The following is a 16,377-nucleotide window of genomic DNA, read 5'->3' on the forward strand; positions in this document are numbered from 1 at the left end:
TTGCTGCGCGTGGGAACGATCAGTGGGCTAGGCCGGCAGTGATCAGCAGTTCTTCCAGCGCCAACAAATCCGGCACCTTCGCCACTTGCTCCCCCACCTGCACCGCCGCTTGCTCAAGCGAACACAACGGCACATCCACATAGCTCAACTGGCTATCCAACTTGTAGGAACGCGGAATCCCCTGCACCAGCAGCGCAATAAACTTCAACTCCGGTCGCCCGCCCAGCGCATTGAGGATGACGATCCGTACGCGCTCGCCAATCACCACTTTGTTGCCACACGCCGACTCGAAACTGAGCAACGGAATTTGCCGATCCCGCCAGGTCACCAATCCCAGATACCACGGTGGTGTATCCAGATCGAACGCCGCCGGTTGATAGTCGATCAACTCCGCAACCGCGACGTTGGGCAGGATCAAATTACGATCCGCCAAGGGCAGCAACAGGCCCGTAAGGTTGCTGGTGCGATGCTCAAGCATGGGTTTTGCTCCACAACGCGATGCTTTCGAGCAGCACCGATTCCTGGTACGGCTTGCCGAGGTAGTCGTTGACGCCAATGGCCATGGCGCGGTCGCGGTGTTTTTGGCCGGTGCGGGAGGTGATCATGATGATCGGCAGGTGCTGCAAACGTTCGTCGGCGCGCACTTGGGTCGCGACTTCGAAGCCGTCCATGCGCGGCATTTCGATGTCGAGCAGCATCACGTCGGGCAGGTGGTCTTCGAGCAGCAGCATGGCATCGACGCCGTCCTTGGCGGTCAGCACGTTCATGCCGTGGCGTTCGAGCAACCGGCTGGTGACTTTGCGCACGGTCACCGAGTCGTCCACTACCAATACCAGCAACGGTTTATGCGGCTCGGCCTCGACATCCTGGGTCACCGGCCGTTGCGGCACGCGGGTTTGCATGGCGCGGATCGGCGCCAGCAAATCGAGAATCAGCACCACCCGGCCATCCCCCAGAATCGTCGCCCCAGACAAACCCTGCACCGCCGCAAATTGCGGGCCGAGGCTTTTGACCACAATCTCGCGGGTGCCGGCCATGGAATCCACTTGCACGGCGATGTGTCGTTCATTGCATTGCACCAGCAGCACCGGCAACGGCAGGCTCTGGCCCAGCAGTTTCGGGCGGGTGCTGGTTTTCAGCAGTTCGCCGAGGTAGCACAGTTCATAGTGTTGCCCGGCGTATTTGTAGGTCGGCGGATCGAGCCGGTAATGCCCTTCGAGTTCGTTGGGCAGTACGCGGACGATGCCGTCGATGGTGTTCAGCGGGATCGCGTATTGATCGTCGAAGCACTGCACCATCAGCGCCCGGTTGACCGACACGGTAAACGGCAGGCGAATGCGAAAATGCACGCCCTGCCCCGCCGTCGAGTCGATCACCATGCTGCCGCCGAGTTGCCGCACTTCTTCATGCACCACGTCCATGCCCACGCCACGCCCGGAAATCTGGGTGATTTTTTCGGCCGTGGAGAACCCCGGTTGCAGGATGAATTGCAGGACGTCGCGGTCGCTGATGTCGCTGTCCGGTGCGAGCATTCCGCGCTTGATCGCCTTGCGCCGCACCGCGTCCAGCGGCACGCCCGCGCCGTCGTCGCGGATGTCGAAAATGATGTCGCCACCCTCTCGCGACAGATCAAGGGTGATGCGACCCTGAGCCGGTTTGCCCGCGGCGATCCGCACTTCGGCGGATTCCAAGCCATGATCCACGGCGTTACGCAGCATGTGTTCCAACGGCGCGGCCATGCGCTCCAGCACGTTGCGATCCATTTCGCCTTCGGCGTTGCCGACGACAAATTCCACGTCCTTGCCCAACTCGCTGGAGACCTGACGCACGATGCGTTTCAAGCGCGGCAGCATCCGTTCGAACGGCACCATGCGCGTGCGCATCAGGCCTTCCTGCAATTCGGTGTTGATGCGGCCCTGCTGTTGCAGCAGGTTTTCCGCGTCCTGATTGGTGCGGTCGAGGGTTTCCTTGAGGTCGAGCAAGTCGGAGGCTGATTCAAACAGCGCGCGAGACAGTTGCTGCAATTGCGAGTGGCGGTCCATTTCCAGTGGATCGAATTCTTCGTAGCCCAGGCGTTCGGCTTCGACTTGCTGACGGCTGAGGATCCGCCCTTGGGTTTCGGTATCGAGGCGGCGCAACTGATCGCGCATGCGCTCGATGGTGGTTTCCATCTCGCTCAGGGCCACGCGGGCATCGTTGACCTGTTGCTCGATGCGGCCACGGAAAATCGAGGTTTCCCCGGCGAGGTTGACCAGATCGTCCAGCAGTTCTGCCGAAACCTTGACCATGTCGGCGCCGGCATCTGGTGCCGGTGTTTCAACCTTAACCGTAACGGGCGCAACGACCGGCGCTTCGGGCACCACTGGATGGCTAAAGTTCTTGATCGCATCGATCAGCCGATCCGCTGGCGGGCAAGGTTGCCCGGCGCGGGTGGCGTCAAGCATCTGCGCCAAGCGGTCGTGGCTGCTTTGCAATAGCGTGAACAGCGGCGCGGTGGGTTGCAGCACCCCGGCGGACAAGCCTTCGTAGAGGAATTCCAGCTCATGGGCGAGGTCACCAATCGGGGCGACTTCCACCATCCGCGCACCGCCCTTGAGGGTGTGCAGGTCGCGCAGCAGGGTTTCCACTTCCTGGCGATTTGACGGCTCGGCCTGCCAGCGCACCAGCGCCGCGCCGGAGTTTTCGATGATGTCGAAACCTTCCTCAAGGAAGATTTCCAGCAGCTCCGGGTCATGGCCGGGCGAATCATGTTCGTGGGCCGTTTCGACCGGTTCCGGCGTGCCGGCATTGCCCTGGCGAAACGTGCGAATGGCTTCAATCAGTTCGTCGGGATCGCCCAACGGCTTCTGGCTCTGCAACTGCTCAAGCAGCACGGCCAAGCGGTCATGGCTGGTCTGTAGCAACCGCGCCAGCGCCTCGCTGTGGCTATAACGACGATCCACCAAACCTTCGTAAAGGTTTTCCAGTTCATGGGCGAGGTTGCCGACCGCCTCGACCTCGGCCATCCGCGCACCGCCCTTGAGGGTGTGCAAATCCCGCTGCAACGACGACAGCGGCGCGGCGTTGTCCGGATCGCTCAACCAGCGCTGCAAGGCCTGGCCGGCGCTTTCGAGGATATCCACGGCTTCTTCGAGGAAGATCGCAACGATCTCGTCGTCGTGTTCAATCTGCGTCGCAGTGTGCGACAGCTCGGCAGTGGCACTGCCCAGTTCGCGAATGCTCAATGCCCGGCTGCCGTCGCTGCGAATCAGGCCCATGGCTGATGGGTCGAGGCTCGCATCGAGCAAACCGCGCAAGGCCCGGACCCGCTCCGGCTGCGGGCTGACTTCCTGGCCGGCGGCCAGTTCGTCGAGCATGTTGATCAGCGCTTCATGGGCACTTTGCGCTTCATGGAAAAACCCGTCGCTGACCGCCAGGCTGCTCTCTTCCACTGCACCGTAGAGGTCGAGCAAGGCTTCGCACAGTTCATCCACCGGGTGCAGATCCGCCAGGTGCGCGCCCTCGCCGAGGGTGGTCAGTTCGTCCAGCAACGCGCTGAGTTCCTGACGCTCGCCGGGATGCTGCTGCCAACGCTGCAACAGGCTTTCGGCGTCCAGCAGGATATCCATGCCCTGGGCCAAAAAGTTGTTGATCAGTTGCGGGTCGCGCTTGACCCGCAAGGCCCGGTTCGGCGCGCTGAGGATGGCTTCCAGGCGTTCGTCCAGCAGCGCATGGGTGCGTTCGATCAACGAACGGGCATCGGGAATTTCTGCCAGCGGATCGGTCTTGAGCTGGCGCAAGCCGAGGCGAAACAGCCCTTCGGCCTCCAGCAGCAATTCGACTTCATCCAGGTCGAGGGCAATCAGGTGTGCCTTGTACTCACGGGCCAGTTGATCCAGCGGCGCGGCGAGTTCGGCAATCGGCACCACGCCGGCCATCGAAGCGCTGCCCTTGAGGGTGTGCAAGGCCCGCTGCAATTCGTCGCTGGCTTGCAGCGGCACATGCTCGGCAGCCTTATCGAGGAAACGATTGAGGCTGGCGAGGTGAGTTTCGGCTTCGTTGCGGAAGATCTCCAGCAACAACGGATCGAGGGCAGCGACGTCTTGGGTGTCCTCATCGGACAGCGATTCATCGCCCTTGGCCAAGGCGTGAGCCCGGGCGGCCAAGCGGTCCACATCGTCGCGCTGGCGCTGGGCATTGGCGGCGAATTCGTTGATGAGTTCTGGCAGCAGATTCAGTGCATCGATCAGCAGTTGTTGCACCGCCGGCCCAGGTTCGACGCTGTGTTCCAGCACCCGGTTGAGCAGGTTTTCCACGGCCCAGGCCAGTTCGCCGAGCACCAATGCGCGGACCATCCGGCCACTGCCTTTCAAAGTGTGGAAGGCGCGGCGCAGTTCGCTCAGGGCTGCGGTATCGCCAACATTCGCCGACCAGCGCGGCAGGTATTCGCGCAGCGATTCCAGCACTTCATCGGTTTCTTCGAGGAACACTTCCCGCAGCTCATCGTCCACCGGTTCTTCGCCCACCGGCGGCGGCAACAGGCTGCCCGGGGTGTTCAGGGCCGGCGGGTTGACGGCGGAAACCGGGCTCGCCAGCACGGCGGCCAGGGATTGCACGGTGTCGGGATCGTCCAGTTCCTGCAGGTCTTGCATGACCTGGGCTTCGTTGGGGCTCAGCACATCTTCAAGTACCGGAACGAGTTTTTCGGCGGGGAAAAACCCGAGGGCGGCCAGGCTGTTTTCCGCGACGTCGAGCAGGTGTTCGCCCAGTTCTTGCGGATCGTCGTTGAGGCGTTCGAGGTAGTACTCGATGCTGGTGATGACGTCGGCCAGGCTGTCGAGTTGTTGCCAGCCAGGATGATCGGTGTCCACCAGCAAGTGTTCGCGGATGAAGCCGTTGCAGGCTTCGATCAGGCTCGCGGCACGGTTCAGCGGAATCATCGCCAGGGCGCCGCGCACCTGGGTCAGCAGCGCCGGCAAGGGTTGAAGTTGCTGACGGTCCCAGTCGGCGTCGATGTAGTCGACGATCATGTCCTTGGCTTGTTGCAGGCAGATCCGCGCTTCGCGAATCACGATCTGGTGAATCTGGGTCAAGTCGGTGGTGGGCAGGCGGCTTTCTTCCTGGCTTTCCGGTTCCACGGTGCCGACCATCCCGGCCAGCGTCGCTTCGACGTAGAGCAAGGCCCCGGCCACGTCCATCAGGATCGCGTCATTGGGTTCGCGCTGGCCTTGCGCAAGGCTCAGCACCACCGCCAGTTGATCGATGATCACCTTGCGCGGCTGGCCGAAACCGAGCACCGCCAGGGTGTCGGCGATTTGCCGCAGGGGCGCGAGCAGGCTTTCCAGGTCCGAGGTGTGCTGGCGGTCGCTGCGCACGAACAGGTCCAGGCGTTCCTTGACCCGCACCAGTTCTTCGCACAATGCAGCGAGCACCGAGCGCATGGCATCGCGGTCCGGGCCGGCGAGGCGTGCGCGTTCTTCGTCGACCATCGCGCTGTCGGGCAGCGCATCGTCCAGTCCGTAGCGATCTTTCATGGTCAGCATCTGCCCGGTGGGATGTTCGGCTTTGGCAATGTAGAACAACAAGCTTTTAAGCAGCTCGGGCGGCGGCGCCTGATTGACGCCGGGCATGCCCTGTTCCAGCAAGCGTTTGAGTTCTTTGTCGGCGTCCTTGAACAGGCTGCGCAGCGCCGGGCTGTTGGCAATCGCACCTTTGCGCAGGCCTTCGACCAGCGCCGAAGCGACCTGCCACAACGGGCTCAGCGGCGCGTCACCGCACAAGGTTTCAAGCTTGGCGAAAACTTTGGTCAGGTAATCCAGGTTGGTTTCGCCATCCTGCTCGCGAAGCAAACCGACCAATGCCATTTGCAACATCTGCCGCAATTTGCGCAGCACGTTGGGTAATTCGGGTGGTTCCAGCAGCGCCAGATCGTCTGGATCCAGCGGCGGCAAGTCCGGCAGTTGCGGGCTGAACAGGCTGGTTTCCGACAGCAGGCTTTCGCCACGGGCACTGCGCAGATCGTTGATCAGCGGCAGCACCACCAGCGGCAGATCGCGACGTGCACCTTGCACCCGGTCGAGGTAGATCGGCAACTGCCCCAAGGCCTGTCTTAACAGATGAATGGCTTCATCGCGATGACTGACGCGGTTTTGTTGCAGGGCGGCGGTCAGTTGCTCCATCTCTTCGGCGAGCAGGGCCGCGCCGTAGAACTCGACCATCTGCAAACTGCCGTGGACCTGATGGATACAGGTCAGGCACTCGCCCAGCGCGTAGGTCGCCTGCGGGTCATCCAGCAGTTGCTCCAACGCTTGATGAGCCTGCTTCAGCGTTTCGGCAATCTCGCCTTTGACCCACTCGAGGGCCACATAGTCGTGCCGATCACCCATAACCACTCCGCTCTCAATTCTTACTGCAATGCTCACGCCCGCAGGCGGTTCAAGCGTTGTCCGTGGCCTGCTTCGGCTCGGTCGGCAGGGTGAAACCCGACACCGAGCGCCGCAACTGGCTGGCCATTTTCGCCAGGTTGCCGATGCTTTCGGCGGTCGCCGTGGAGCCGGAGGAGGTCTGCGTGGTGATCTGCTGGATCACGTTCATGGTCAGGGAAATCTGCCCGGCGGACGACGTCTGTTGCTGCGCGGCGTTGGAAATACTCTGGATCAGCGCCGCCAACGTCTTCGACACGCCTTCGATTTCTTCCAGGGCCACACCGGCATCCTGCGCCAGACGCGCGCCGCGCACCACTTCGGTGGTGGTCTGCTCCATGGAGATCACCGCTTCATTGGTATCAGTCTGGATCGCCCGCACCAGGGTTTCAATTTGTCGGGTCGCGGCGGACGAACGCTCGGCCAGCCGTTGCACTTCGTCGGCGACCACGGCAAACCCGCGCCCGGCGTCACCGGCCATGGAGGCTTGAATAGCCGCGTTGAGCGCGAGAATGTTGGTTTGGTCGGCAATGTCGTCGATCAGGCCGACGATGTCGCCGATTTCCTGGGAAGACTCACCCAGACGCTTGATCCGCTTGGCGGTGTCCTGGATCTGTTCACGGATGTTGTCCATGCCGTGGATGGTGTTGTGCACCACCTCGTTGCCCTTGTTGGCGATTTCCACCGAGCGCTCGGCCACCGCGGAGGATTCGGCGGCGTTGGCCGAGACCTGATCGATGGACTGGGCCATGTCGTTGATCGCCGTCGAGGCTTCGGAAATCTGCTGAGCCTGATGCTCCGAGGCCTGGGCCAGGTGCATGGCGGTGGCCTGGGTTTCCTGCACGGCGGCGGCGACCTGGCCGGCGGTGAGGTTGATGGTTGCCACCAGATCGCGCAATTGGTCCACGGAATAGTTGATCGAGTCGGCGATGGTGCCGGTGAAGTCTTCAGTCACCGAAGCGGTCACGGTCAGGTCGCCGTCGGCCAGGTCTTCGATTTCATCGAGCAGACGCATGATCGCGTTCTGGTTGCGCTCGTTCTTCTCGGCGGTTTCCTGGAGCTGGCGGTTGGTTTCGCGAACCATCACCAGACCGATGAGGATGATCGACATCAGCGCCAACAGGCCCAGCACGTAGCCGCCGATGGTGTCGGTATTGCGCCCGCCAGCGAGGTTTTCGAAACCGGTGGCCAGGTGCGAGGCTTCGTCGAGCAGGGTTTGCGACAAGGTGAAGATGCTGGTCGCCGATTCGCGGACCTTGAACAGTTCCGGCGAGGTTTCGAGGATTTCATCCACCGAGCCCGAGACGAATTCGAACAACTCGGAAATTTCCGTCAAGCGCGAGCGGGCATCCTTGTCTTCGACCTGACTGACTTTCAGCGCCGGGTTGCCCTGGAGCATGCCGGTTAATACCTGACCGAAACGTGCCGCATCACGGCCGAACGCATCGGCGGCTTGTTGGGAGTTTTCGTCGCCGGACAGCACGGTGTTCACCGCGCCCAAGATGCGCTCGGCCAACAGTGACTGGCGCTGAGCCATGGCGACCTGAGCCGCCGGGGCGCCACGTTGAAGGAGGATCTCGACGACTTTTTCGTACTCGACCTGCAACTGCGGCACGGTTTCGGCCAGGGTCGCGGCAACCTGATGCAGGGACAGCACGGTTTGTTCGCTGGAGAGAATGGCGTCGGTGTTTTTCAGCAGGCGTTCCCAGTCCAGCTGCACTGCGCGCATTTCCGGGCGCACGGTGGACGGTGCGGGCGGCAGGCCGGTGCTCGGGTCGCCCTTTTTCAGGTAACCCCAGCGCTGGGCAAAGTCGTTGCGCGCATCGCTGAGCAACTTGAACGCGGCAGCCTTGCCGGCGGCGGCTTCGGTGGCGTTCTTGGCGATACGCTGGGACAACACGCGCAGCTCACCGGCGTGGCCGATGTACTGTTTGTCGTAGGTGGCCTGGGTGTTGAGGTAAGCGAAGTTGGCGAACAGCAGCATGATGAAGATGATCAGCGCGATAAACAGCACGATGATCTGCGAACGGCTGCGGGACCCTTCGGGGGTGCCTGTTTTTGCTTTTGTCATCGGTCCTCGCCTGTACTGCCCAATTCAACCCATCCCCTGTAGGAGCGAGGCTTGCCCGCGAAAGCGGTTATTCATTCAACATTAATGTCGACTGACACGACGCCTTCGCGGGCAAGCCTCGCTCCTACGGGATTGCGGTGCCTACACCGCGACATGCATAAAATCCTGGGACTGCGCCAGCGCAAACGGGCTGAACACTTGCCAGCTCTGTTCACGCTGGAACCGACCCTGGACGAACGCGCCAATCGCGCCGTTCAGTTCGTTCGGCGGCACCGCTTCCAGGCTGTCCTGGGCAAAGTGTTGCAGGCCGTAGACTTCATCGACCATCAACCCGGCAAACACGTCTTTGTATTCCACCACCAGCACCCGCCGTTGTTTGCGCACCGCCGACAATTCATTCCCAAGCTCTTTATCCGAAAAGAAGGCACAAACATCCATGATCGGCAGCAACCGTCCACGCAAGTTGGCCACACCCTTGACCCAGGATTTCACGCCGGGCAGTTGAGTGAGGCGCGGTTCATGCAGGACTTCGCTGACTTCGCCCATCGGCGCGACGTACCAGTGCTCGCCCAGGCGAAAACCGATGCCGCTCCAGCTGTCCTGGCGAGTTGGTTGGGACGGTAAGTCCGCCGCCAGCACGCGACACCGCTGGTCGATCTGCAGCAGCAGTTCGAAAGCCGTCAGCGACTCGGTCATGGCCGGGGGATCAACCGGCCAGCACGTTGTTCAGGGTTTTGATCAGGGTTTCTTCGTCGACCGGTTTGGTCAGGTAATCCTTGGCGCCCTGGCGCGTGCCCCAGACCTTGTCGGTTTCCTGATCCTTGGTGGTGATGATGATCACCGGGATGTGCCCGGTGTCCGGGTCTTTGGTCAACTGGCGGGTGGCCTGGAAACCGTTGAGGCCGGGCATGACGATGTCCATCAGCACGGCGTCGGGTTTTTCCTGGCGGGCCAGGGCCACGCCGTCCGCGCCGTTTTCGGCTTTCAACACTTCATGACCGTGCTTTTCCAGCATGCCGGTCAGTTTGTACATTTCAGTCGGCGAATCATCGACGATCAGAATACGTGCCATGGTCTTCCCCATTCTTGTCGACACCGGGCCCGCTGGCCGAGCGTCACTGTGCGTGTCCTACTGCGGCAAAACGGCGGCGAAGCCCGGTACATGGGCCTGAATCGCGTTCAGCAGTTCTTCCTTGCTGAAAGGCTTGGTCAAAAACTGGTCGGAGCCGACGATGCGCCCCTTGGCCTTGTCGAACAGCCCGTCCTTGGACGACAGCATAATCACTGGCGTGGACTTGAACGCACTGTTGTTCTTGATTAAAGCGCAGGTCTGATAACCATCCAGACGCGGCATCATGATGTCGACAAAGATAATGCCCGGATGATTGTCGGCAATCTTGGCCAGCGCATCGAAACCATCGATGGCCGTGATGACTTCACAGCCTACGTTTTTCAACAGCGTTTCGGCGGTGCGGCGAATCGTCTTCGAATCGTCGATCACCATGACCTTCAAGGCGCTGGAATGCTGTTCCATAAATGCTCTACCGTCGCCTTTGCGAATCAATTTGTCCGTTTGACGGCTCGAAACCCTTGATGCTGAAGGGCCAGCGCGACATGGCGACCTTTTTAGCACAGTCTCAATGACCAATCTATCGGCCGACGGGCGCGGTGGTTTTTCCTTGACCGGGAACACACTCAGCGCCACTCTGACGCCACTTTTTCGTGTCCTTTCGGACCACCCCATTTCGAGGAAAAACCCATGAGCGTTCGCGTCGGGATTGTCATGGACCCTATCGCCAGCATCTCCTATAAAAAGGATAGCTCGCTGGCCATGCTGCTGGCCGCACAGAAGCGCGGCTGGGAACTGTTCTATATGGAACAGAAGGATTTGTACCAGGGCGAAGGTGAAGCACGGGCGCGGATGCGGCCGCTGAAGGTGTTCGCCAACCCGGAGAAGTGGTTCGAACTGGAAGCCGAGACCGACGCGTTGCTGAGCGATCTGGACGTGATCCTGATGCGCAAGGATCCGCCGTTCGACATGGAATTCGTTTACTCCACCTACCTGCTGGAGCAAGCCGAGCGCGCCGGCGTGCTGGTGGTCAACAAGCCGCAGAGCCTGCGCGACTGTAATGAAAAGCTGTTCGCCACGCTGTTCCCGCAATGCACACCGCCGACCGTGGTCAGTCGCCGCGCCGACGTGTTGCGTGAATTCGCCGCCAAGCACGGCGATGTGATCCTCAAGCCGCTGGACGGCATGGGTGGCACCTCGATTTTCCGTCACCGTGCGGGCGATCCGAACCTGTCGGTGATCCTCGAAACCCTGACCGCGCTGGGCACCCAGCAGATCATGGGCCAGGCTTACCTGCCGGCGATCAAGGACGGCGACAAACGCATCCTGATGATTGATGGCGAACCGGTGGATTACTGCCTGGCGCGGATTCCGGCCGCTGGCGAAACCCGTGGCAACCTCGCCGCCGGTGGCCGTGGCGAAGCCCGTCCGCTGAGCGACAAGGATCGCTGGATCGCCGCGCAAGTCGGCCCGACCCTGCGTGAAAAAGGCCTGTTGTTCGTCGGCCTGGACGTGATCGGCGAGAGCCTGACCGAAATCAACGTCACCAGCCCGACCTGCATTCGCGAGATTGATAACGCGTTCGGCACCGATATCGGTGGGATGTTGATGGAGGCGATCGAGAAGAAGCTGCAAGCTGCAAGCCACAAGTCGCAAGCATGAAGCGCACGCCTACAGCTTGTCGCTTGAAGCTCGTAGCTTGAAGCTAAAAACCAACATTGCGTTATCATACCGAGCCCAAAAAAACGCGATGTTGGTTTTTCTGCCATGACTCTGCCGTCCGATCTGCCCGCTGAACTCGCCCATCGTGGCGTGCGCCCGGCCGATCGCCTCGGTTTTACCCTGTTTCTCGCGGCGTTGATTCACCTGGCCTTGCTGTTGGGCGTCGGCTTTACGATGGTCGAACCCAAGCAGATCAGCAAAACCCTGGAAATCACCCTTGCCACTTTCAAAAGCGAAACCAAGCCGAAGAAAGCCGATTTTCTTGCGCAAGAGAATCAGGAAGGCAGCGGCACCCTGGATAAAAAGGCGATTCCCAAGACCACCGAGGTCGCGCCGTTCCAGGACAACAAGGTGCAGAAAGTCACCCCTCCGCCAGCGGCCAAGCCTGAAGTGCCGGAAGCCGCGCCCAAGGCTGCGGTGACCACCATCGCACCGAAGCCGAAAAAAGCCCCGGCCAAAAACGAAGAACCCAAGACCCAACCCAAGCCTGCCGTGGCCGCGCCGACGTTCGACAGCTCGCAACTGTCCAGCGACATCGCCAGCCTGGAAGCGGAACTGGCCAACGAACAACAGCTGTACGCCAAGCGCCCGCGCATCCACCGCTTGAGCGCGGCGTCGACCATGAAAGACAAGGGCGCCTGGTACAAAGACGAGTGGCGCAAGAAGGTCGAGCGCATCGGCAACCTCAACTACCCCGACGAAGCGCGGCGCAAGCAGATCTACGGCAACTTGCGCCTGATGGTCTCGATCAATCGCGACGGTTCGTTGTATGAAGTGCTGGTGTTGGAGTCGTCCGGGCAACCGCTGCTGGACCAGGCTGCCCAGCGGATTGTGCGGCTGGCGGCACCGTTTTCACCGTTTACCGGGGATTTGTCGGATATCGACCGACTGGAAATCATCCGCACCTGGAAATTTGCCCGCGGCGACAAGCTCTCCAGTAACTGAGCGATGGATTTGTGGTGATCGGGTCGACGCCTTCGGGGGCAAGCCTCGCTCCTACAAAGTAAACACCGTACCTGTAGGAGCGAGGCTTGCCCGCGAGGGCGCCCTCAAGCAAACCCAGATCAAAAACACACCCGCGCAGGCATTTCCTACACATCCCCAGCTTGTCAGTTCGCCCCTCCAACGCCACACTAGCGCTCATGAAGAACGTCAGCCCCAGCTACCTCAAGCATCACTTCCTGATCGCCATGCCTCACATGGCCGACCCGAACTTTGCGCATACCTTGACCTACATCGTCGAGCACACGGCCAATGGCGCCATGGGGCTGGTGGTCAACCGTCCGCAAGACCTGAACCTGGCCGATATCCTCGAGCAACTGCGCCCTGACATCGAGCCACCCGTGCTCTGCCAGCATGTGCCGATCTTTATCGGCGGGCCGGTGCAGACGGATCGCGGTTTTGTCCTGCATCCGTCGGGGAAAACCTTCCAGGCGACCGTTGATCTGGAAGGCGAGTTGTCCTTGTCCACTTCCCAGGATGTGCTGTTCGCCATCGCGGACGGCGTCGGTCCGGCGAAAAGTGTGATCACCCTCGGTTACGCAGGCTGGGAAGCCGGGCAACTGGAGGCCGAACTGGCCGACAACGCCTGGCTGACCTGCCCGTACAACGCCGACATCCTGTTCAACACCAGCAGCGAATCACGCCTCGAAGCGGCGGCCCGGCACCTGGGGGTCAACCTCAGCCTGCTGACCAGCCAGGCAGGCCACGCCTGATGGCCCTGCGACTGATCCTGGGTTTTGACTACGGCACCAAACAGATCGGCGTAGCGGTCGGCCAGGTGATTACCGGCCAGGCCCGCGAGCTGTGCACCTTGAAGGCGCAAAACGGTATTCCCGACTGGAATCAGGTCGAAGCCCTGATCAAGGAATGGAAGCCGGACGCCGTGGTGGTGGGCCTGCCGTTGAATATGGACGGCACGCCCAGCGACATGTGCCTGCGGGCCGAGAAGTTCGCCCGTCGCCTCAACGGCCGCTACAACCTGCCCTTCTATACCCACGACGAACGCCTGACCACTTTCGAAGCCAAGGGCGAGCGGCGTGATCGTGGCGGGCAAAAGGGCAGCTACCGCGACAACCCGGTCGATGCCATCGCCGCCGCCCTGCTGCTGCAAGGCTGGCTCGACGAAAACACCGCACTGTTCGAATCCTGAAGAGCTGCAACAAGCGACTCTCTATAGCGACAACCCGAGCCAAACCCCATACGCACCGGCTCGGGCCCAAGAAGGAGCAACCATGAGCCTGCCCAATCCCGCCGACCTGATCAGCCAGATGGCGATCCGTCTCAAGGCACACCTGGAACACCGTGGCATCAGCGAACCGCGTTACATCGGCATTCGTACCGGCGGCGTCTGGGTCGCCCAGGCCTTGCTCGATGAATTGGGCAGCGACTCGCCCCTCGGCACCCTGGACGTTTCCTTCTATCGCGACGACTTCAGCCAGAACGGCCTGCACCCGCAAGTGCGCCCTTCGGCCCTGCCGTTCGAGATCGAAGGCCAGGACCTGGTGCTGATCGACGACGTACTGATGAGCGGCCGCACCATCCGCGCCGCCATGAACGAACTGTTCGACTACGGCCGCCCGGCCAGCGTGACCCTGGTGTGCCTGTTGGACCTGGACGCCGGCGAACTGCCGATCCGCCCGAACGTGGTCGGCGCGACCCTGGCCCTGGCCGCCCACGAACGGGTGAAGCTGTCCGGACCGTCACCGCTGGTGCTTGAACTGCAAGACCTCGCCCTTTAATTCGCCCTATTGAGAGTCCCCCTCGCGATGACGCCTCTAGAAACCAAGCGCCCGCTGCAGCTCAATGATCAGGGCCAGCTGCGCCACTTCCTCTCGCTCGACGGTTTGCGCCGAGAGCTGCTGACGGAAATCCTCGACACCGCCGACTCGTTCCTCGAAGTCGGCGCCCGGGCGGTGAAGAAGGTCCCGTTGCTGCGCGGCAAGACCGTGTGCAACGTGTTCTTCGAGAACTCGACTCGCACCCGCACCACCTTCGAACTGGCGGCCCAACGCCTGTCGGCAGACGTGATCACGCTGAACGTGTCGACATCGTCGGCAAGCAAGGGCGAAACCCTGCTCGACACCCTGCGCAACCTGGAAGCCATGGCTGCCGACATGTTCGTCGTGCGTCACGGTGACTCCGGTGCAGCGCACTTCATCGCCGAACACGTGTGCCCGCAAGTGGCGATCATCAACGGTGGCGACGGCCGTCACGCGCACCCGACCCAGGGCATGCTCGACATGCTGACGATCCGTCGGCACAAGGGCGGTTTCGAAAACCTCTCGGTGGCCATCGTCGGCGACATCCTGCACTCGCGGGTCGCGCGCTCGAACATGCTCGCGCTGAAAACCCTTGGTTGCCCGGACATCCGCGTGATCGCGCCGAAAACCCTGCTGCCGATCGGCATCGAGCAATACGGCGTGAAGGTCTACACCGACATGGCCGAAGGCCTGAAAGATGTGGACGTGGTGATCATGCTGCGCCTGCAACGGGAACGCATGACCGGCGGTTTGCTACCGAGCGAAGGCGAGTTCTACCGCCTGTTCGGCCTGACCACCGCGCGCCTGGCCGGGGCGAAACCGGATTGCATCGTCATGCACCCGGGGCCGATCAACCGTGGGGTGGAGATTGAGTCGGCGGTGGCCGACGGTCCGCATTCGGTGATCCTCAACCAGGTCACCTACGGTATTGCGATTCGTATGGCTGTGCTGTCCATGGCCATGAGCGGGCAGACTGCCCAGCGCCAATTCGAGCAGGAGAACGCCCAGTGAAGCTCAGCATTCTCGGCGCCCGCGTCATCGATCCAACCTCGGGTCTGGATCAAGTTACCGATATTCATATTGAAGCCTGCAAGATTGTCGCTCTTGGCGCGGCACCGGCCGGCTTCACGGCTTTAGAAACCATTGATGCCAAAGGCTTGGTGGCCGCGCCTGGGCTGGTTGACCTGAACGTCGCCCTGCGTGAACCGGGCTATAGCCGCAAAGGCTCGATCGCCAGCGAAACCCGCGCTGCGGCGGCTGGTGGCGTGACCAGCCTGTGCTGCCCACCGAAAACCAAACCAGTGCTGGACACCTCTGCCGTGGCCGAACTGATCCTCGACCGCGCCCGCGAAGCCGGCAACACCAAAGTGTTCCCGATTGGCGCCCTGAGCAAAGGCCTGGACGGCGAGCAGCTTGCAGAACTCGTTGCACTGCGCGATGCCGGTTGTGTCGCCTTCGGCAACGGTCTGGAGAGCTTCCGCAACGCCCGCACCCTGTGCCGGGCGCTGGAATATGCGGCGACTTTCGACCTGACGGTGATTTTCAACTCTCAGGATCATGATCTGGCCGAAGGTGGCCTGGCTCATGAAGGCCCGACCGCGAGTTTCCTCGGTTTGCCGGGGATTCCGGAAACCGCCGAAACCGTGGCCCTGGCCCGGGACCTGCTGTTGGTCGAGCAAAGCGGCGTGCGTGCGCACTTCAGCCAACTCACCAGCGCTCGCGGCGTAGCCCTGATCGCTCAGGCTCAGGCTCGTGGACTGCCGGTGACCGCCGATGTGGCGTTGTATCAGCTGATTCTGACCGACGAAGCGTTGATCGACTTCAGCAGCCTCTATCACGTCCAGCCGCCGCTACGCACCCGCGCCGACCGCGATGGCCTGCGCGCGGCGGTGAAGTCCGGCGTGGTTTCGGCCATCTCCAGCCATCACCAGCCCCACGAACGGGACGCCAAACTGGCGCCGTTCGGGGCCACCGAGCCGGGGATCAGCAGTGTTGAACTGTTGCTGCCGCTGGCAATGACGCTGGTAGAAGACGGTCTGCTCGATCTGCCGACCCTGCTCTCACGCTTGAGTGCCGGCCCTGCCGAGGCCTTGCGCCTACCGGCGGGCAAGTTGGCGGTGGGTGGCGCTGCGGATATCGTACTGTTCGACCCTGCGGCCTCGACCGTGGCCGGGGAAACCTGGCTATCCAAGGGCGAGAACTGTCCGTTCATTGGCCACAGCCTGCCAGGGGTGGTGCGTTACACCTTGGTGGATGGGCGGATTAGCCACCAGGCTTAAGACCGCGTCGCCGCCATCGCGAGCAAGCCCGCTCCCACAGGGAAACGCATTACATGTGGGAGCGAGCTTGCTC

At 61.8% G+C, this 16,377-nt stretch carries 13 protein-coding genes; 7 read left to right on the forward strand and 6 right to left on the reverse strand.

Features of this window, described 5'->3' with window-relative positions; genetic code table 11:
- Positions 1-19 precede the first annotated feature (19 nt).
- The 6 genes from BK667_RS24680 to pilG form a co-directional block, all read right to left on the reverse strand.
- Positions 20-478, reverse strand: coding sequence for a chemotaxis protein CheW (locus BK667_RS24680; RefSeq protein WP_123514696.1), 459 nt, complete (start codon positions 476-478; stop codon positions 20-22).
- Entirely contained in the window at positions 471-6,365 is a 5,895-nt protein-coding gene (locus BK667_RS24685) for an Hpt domain-containing protein (protein ID WP_123599183.1), read from the reverse strand. The genes BK667_RS24680 and BK667_RS24685 overlap by 8 nt, the downstream gene beginning before the upstream one ends.
- Before the next feature lie 49 nt (positions 6,366-6,414).
- Positions 6,415-8,472, reverse strand: a complete 2,058-nt coding sequence (locus tag BK667_RS24690; RefSeq protein WP_123599184.1) for a methyl-accepting chemotaxis protein — start codon at positions 8,470-8,472, stop codon at positions 6,415-6,417.
- Positions 8,473-8,613: 141 nt separating this feature from the next.
- Positions 8,614-9,168 (reverse strand): chemotaxis protein CheW, encoded by a 555-nt coding sequence (locus BK667_RS24695; protein ID WP_123599185.1) that lies wholly within the window; start codon positions 9,166-9,168, stop codon positions 8,614-8,616.
- Positions 9,169-9,178: 10 nt separating this feature from the next.
- Entirely contained in the window at positions 9,179-9,544 is a 366-nt protein-coding gene (gene pilH / locus BK667_RS24700) for a twitching motility response regulator PilH (protein WP_027926574.1), read from the reverse strand.
- 57 nt (positions 9,545-9,601) lie between these two features.
- Entirely contained in the window at positions 9,602-10,006 is a 405-nt protein-coding gene (gene pilG / locus BK667_RS24705) for a twitching motility response regulator PilG (protein ID WP_008152601.1), read from the reverse strand.
- A gap of 225 nt (positions 10,007-10,231) precedes the next feature.
- Here pilG and gshB point away from each other — a divergent pair, with 225 nt between their 5' ends.
- From gshB to BK667_RS24740, 7 genes are all read left to right on the forward strand, one after another.
- Positions 10,232-11,203: a glutathione synthase gene (gene gshB / locus BK667_RS24710; RefSeq protein WP_123514688.1), complete on the forward strand. Its 972-nt coding sequence runs from the start codon at positions 10,232-10,234 to the stop codon at positions 11,201-11,203.
- Between the two features lie 105 nt (positions 11,204-11,308).
- Positions 11,309-12,208 (forward strand): energy transducer TonB, encoded by a 900-nt coding sequence (locus BK667_RS24715; RefSeq protein ID WP_123599186.1) that lies wholly within the window; start codon positions 11,309-11,311, stop codon positions 12,206-12,208.
- 197 nt (positions 12,209-12,405) lie between these two features.
- Positions 12,406-12,978 carry a YqgE/AlgH family protein gene (locus tag BK667_RS24720; RefSeq protein ID WP_123514684.1) on the forward strand — a complete coding sequence of 191 codons (573 nt, stop codon included), beginning with the start codon at positions 12,406-12,408 and terminating at the stop codon, positions 12,976-12,978.
- Positions 12,978-13,415: a Holliday junction resolvase RuvX gene (gene ruvX, locus BK667_RS24725; protein WP_005792259.1), complete on the forward strand. Its 438-nt coding sequence runs from the start codon at positions 12,978-12,980 to the stop codon at positions 13,413-13,415. The genes BK667_RS24720 and ruvX overlap by 1 nt, the downstream gene beginning before the upstream one ends.
- An 82-nt stretch (positions 13,416-13,497) precedes the next feature.
- Positions 13,498-14,004 carry a bifunctional pyr operon transcriptional regulator/uracil phosphoribosyltransferase PyrR gene (gene pyrR / locus BK667_RS24730; protein ID WP_123514682.1) on the forward strand — a complete coding sequence of 169 codons (507 nt, stop codon included), beginning with the start codon at positions 13,498-13,500 and terminating at the stop codon, positions 14,002-14,004.
- Between the two features lie 27 nt (positions 14,005-14,031).
- On the forward strand, positions 14,032-15,036 hold the full coding sequence (locus BK667_RS24735; protein WP_053163287.1) for an aspartate carbamoyltransferase catalytic subunit: 1,005 nt from the start codon (positions 14,032-14,034) through the stop codon (positions 15,034-15,036).
- Positions 15,033-16,304 (forward strand): dihydroorotase, encoded by a 1,272-nt coding sequence (locus BK667_RS24740; protein ID WP_123514680.1) that lies wholly within the window; start codon positions 15,033-15,035, stop codon positions 16,302-16,304. Before BK667_RS24735 ends, BK667_RS24740 begins: the two co-directional genes overlap by 4 nt.
- Positions 16,305-16,377 lie beyond the last annotated feature (73 nt).

Origin of the sequence: Pseudomonas frederiksbergensis, assembly GCF_003732705.1 — a bacterium.
Classification (GTDB): Bacteria; Pseudomonadota; Gammaproteobacteria; order Pseudomonadales; family Pseudomonadaceae; genus Aquipseudomonas; species Aquipseudomonas frederiksbergensis_F.

What these genes read in the sequence shown, in the direction of transcription:
- BK667_RS24695 (WP_123599185.1), bottom strand. Translation starts at nt 9,168, where the DNA reads ATGACCGAGTCGCTGACGGCTTTCGAACTGCTGCTGCAGATCGACCAG.
- BK667_RS24685 (WP_123599183.1), bottom strand. Translation starts at nt 6,365, where the DNA reads ATGGGTGATCGGCACGACTATGTGGCCCTCGAGTGGGTCAAAGGCGAG.
- ruvX (WP_005792259.1), top strand. Translation starts at nt 12,978, where the DNA reads ATGGCCCTGCGACTGATCCTGGGTTTTGACTACGGCACCAAACAGATC.
- BK667_RS24720 (WP_123514684.1), top strand. Translation starts at nt 12,406, where the DNA reads ATGAAGAACGTCAGCCCCAGCTACCTCAAGCATCACTTCCTGATCGCC.
- BK667_RS24680 (WP_123514696.1), bottom strand. Translation starts at nt 478, where the DNA reads ATGCTTGAGCATCGCACCAGCAACCTTACGGGCCTGTTGCTGCCCTTG.
- BK667_RS24735 (WP_053163287.1), top strand. Translation starts at nt 14,032, where the DNA reads ATGACGCCTCTAGAAACCAAGCGCCCGCTGCAGCTCAATGATCAGGGC.
- pilG (WP_008152601.1), bottom strand. Translation starts at nt 10,006, where the DNA reads ATGGAACAGCATTCCAGCGCCTTGAAGGTCATGGTGATCGACGATTCG.
- pyrR (WP_123514682.1), top strand. Translation starts at nt 13,498, where the DNA reads ATGAGCCTGCCCAATCCCGCCGACCTGATCAGCCAGATGGCGATCCGT.
- gshB (WP_123514688.1), top strand. Translation starts at nt 10,232, where the DNA reads ATGAGCGTTCGCGTCGGGATTGTCATGGACCCTATCGCCAGCATCTCC.
- BK667_RS24715 (WP_123599186.1), top strand. Translation starts at nt 11,309, where the DNA reads ATGACTCTGCCGTCCGATCTGCCCGCTGAACTCGCCCATCGTGGCGTG.
- pilH (WP_027926574.1), bottom strand. Translation starts at nt 9,544, where the DNA reads ATGGCACGTATTCTGATCGTCGATGATTCGCCGACTGAAATGTACAAA.
- BK667_RS24690 (WP_123599184.1), bottom strand. Translation starts at nt 8,472, where the DNA reads ATGACAAAAGCAAAAACAGGCACCCCCGAAGGGTCCCGCAGCCGTTCG.